Origin of the sequence: Streptomyces sp. NPDC058239, assembly GCF_042882185.1 — a bacterium.
GTDB lineage: Bacteria > Actinomycetota > Actinomycetes > Streptomycetales > Streptomycetaceae > Streptomyces.
This window is the reverse complement of the sequence record NZ_JBHVWS010000139.1, coordinates 1-1850: the sequence shown is the minus strand read 5'-3', so window position 1 is coordinate 1850 and position 1850 is coordinate 1. Positions and strand designations below refer to the sequence as shown.

Annotated in this window: 2 protein-coding genes and 1 pseudogene; 2 read left to right on the top strand and 1 reads right to left on the bottom strand. The window is 67.0% G+C overall.

Annotation, left to right across the window (positions count from 1 at the left end):
- Window positions 1–423: GNAT family N-acetyltransferase (locus tag ACFVYE_RS47225; protein ID WP_389609766.1), on the top strand; the 423-nt coding region annotated here is incomplete at its 5' end.
- Between the two features lie 330 nt (window positions 424–753).
- Window positions 754–1680, top strand: a complete 927-nt coding sequence (locus ACFVYE_RS47220; RefSeq protein WP_389609768.1) for an IS5 family transposase — start codon at window positions 754–756, stop codon at window positions 1678–1680.
- Here the strand turns inward: ACFVYE_RS47220 and ACFVYE_RS47215 are convergent.
- Window positions 1652–1850, bottom strand: a pseudogene (locus ACFVYE_RS47215) (hypothetical protein); the annotation flags it as partial. The gene ACFVYE_RS47220 and the pseudogene ACFVYE_RS47215 sit on opposite strands and share 29 nt — an antisense overlap.

Genomic DNA, 1850 nt, shown 5'->3' with positions numbered 1-1850 from the left:
GACGAGAGATGGATACGTGAGCACCGAGGCTCCTCCGCTACCGCGGAAGGGATCGCTCAGTGGCGTGAGTTCATTGCGGCAGCGAAGCAACGACCGGACCTGCTGTTCTGCCGTGTCGTCCGCTCCGACACGGAGATCGTCGGTTTCCTCTGCGGCCGCCGGGACGACGTGGTCACCCTCGGGCCAATGTATCTGCTGAACGAGGCCCAGGGCGAAGGTGTCGGGGGGCGGATGATGAACGAATTCCTGGCCTGGGCAGGAAACGCACCCATGCGCCTATGGGTCACCGAGTACAACGAGCGCGCGGTCCACTTTTACGAGCGCTACGGATTCAAGGCCACAGGTGAACGAGAGATTTGGCGAGGAAGGCTGCCCAACGTGCGCCTGATCCGCAACTCCACGTCGAGTGACAACCTCAGCTGAGCCGCCCGGTTCCAGACGCGCTGCGACGTGACAGCTACCCACCTCGACGGCCATGTGAAGCTTCCCCGTGATCGTGGACACCTGGAGACTGGGATGTGAGAGCCCAGAGGAAGCAGTACCGGGAACGGTCGGACGCCGATCGCAGGACGAGGGGGTGGCGTGGATCGGTCAGAAGCCATCCGCTTCCCGATTAATGGGGTTGTCTGGTCGAACAGGGGTCCTGATCGGGTGATCGCGGTGTGGTCGGCGCATGAAGGCAGGGCCTCTTGGTAGCTCGGGGTTGTCGAAGCCAACGAGCAGTTCCAGGAGGCCCTGTTGCCGCAGTCTTTCGTGCTCGCATCCACGGAGTCCAACGCGCCGTCTCCGTCGCGTGACTGCCTCGCGCACAGGTTCGGCAACGCGGCGGACGGGCCGGGCCGCGTGCGGTGTTACGGCTCGGACCTGACGGACGCGGAGTGGCAGGTCATCCGGCCGTTGCTGTCTGTTCCGGCGTGGTTTCAGGGGCGGGGCGGCCGACTGGAAGGGTACTGCCACCGCGTGAAGCTGGACGCAGTGCGCTACGTGGTCGACAACGGAGTGAAATGGGTGAATCTTCCTGTGGATTTCCCTCCGTACCGGCGGGTGCATGCCTTCGCCCGCCGCTGGCAGGTGACGGGTCTGCTCGCCGAGTTTCACGACCGGCTGCGCGACCGCGTGCGGGAGAAGGAGGGCCGTGCGGTGGACCCGACCGCCGCGATCGTGGACTCGCAGTTGCTACGGGCCGCGGCGAACATCCCCAAGCAGACGTCCGGCTGGGACGGCGGGAAGAAGGTGGCCGGGCGCAAGCGGCATCTGGCGGTCGACTGCCTCGGTCTGGTCCTGGTGGTGACGGTGACCGCGGCGAGCGTGCAGGACCGGGACGCGGCCGTGCCACTGCTCGAACGACTGCGCAGGTGCTACTTCTCCGTCCGTCTCGTCTGGGCGGACGGCGGCTACGCGGGCCGGTTCGTTGACTGGGCGGCCCAGAAGCTCCGACTCACCCTCGACATCGTCAGGCGTTCCGACGACACCACGGGCTTCGTGGTGCTGCCGAGACGGTGGGTGGTGGAAAGAACACGGAGCTGGCTGATGCGGTCGCGTCGCTTGGCGCGCGATGTCGAGACGCTGCCCGCCATGCACGAGGCCATGGTGCTGTGGTCGATGACCATGCTCATGGGCGGTCGTCTGGCCGGACGTCGCACGGGTGCTTTCAGCCGGCCGGCGCCGCGAGCGCGGTGAACACCCCCGGCCGCACCTGCCGGGCCCATCCCCGCTCCACCAGGTGTTTCGCCTTCGACCGCAGTCCCTCGACCTTCGCCGGGACCGCCTCCAAACTCAGGGCCACGGCCAGCTGCTGGCAGCGCATGCCCTCCCGGCCCGCTTCCGACTCCAGCACGGACATGATCCGC